The organism is Psychrobacter sp. TB20-MNA-CIBAN-0197 (assembly GCF_040309765.1).
In the GTDB taxonomy this organism is placed as follows: domain Bacteria; phylum Pseudomonadota; class Gammaproteobacteria; order Pseudomonadales; family Moraxellaceae; genus Psychrobacter; species Psychrobacter submarinus.
The window spans coordinates 1-335 of record NZ_JBEOPC010000240.1; the positions used below are offsets into that span (position 1 = coordinate 1).

Below are 335 nucleotides of genomic sequence, written 5' to 3' on the forward strand. Positions count from 1 at the left end.
GCATGGCGGAACAGCAGCGAGGTCGGCGTCAGTTGCGTGCGCAGGCGAATCCACACGTTCTTGAGATTGCGCGGTGAGCGGTCGAGCAGGCTGCTGTCGGTGGCATCCGCCAGGGCATCGGGGTTGCTGGCATCGCTGAGCAGGCGGTCGAGGGTGCCGAGGTTGGCCGCCAGTGCGCGCAGCGAGCGCAGCAGGCCGCGCCATGCCGGGTTGCTCTGGATGCGCAAGTGTTCGAGGGAGGCATGCAGGTCGTGCAGGGCTTCGGCGAAACTGGCGTCGTAGATGAAGGGCTGGCGCATCTGGATGGATTCGGCCAAGGCCCGGCAGGCCTTGCC

At 67.5% G+C, this 335-nt stretch carries 1 protein-coding gene; it reads right to left on the reverse strand.

Annotated features, from left to right (window positions below):
* Window positions 1-317 (reverse strand): FUSC family membrane protein (locus AAEY83_RS13485; protein WP_351059561.1); only part of this gene is annotated, 317 nt, incomplete at its 3' end.
* Window positions 318-335 lie beyond the last annotated feature (18 nt).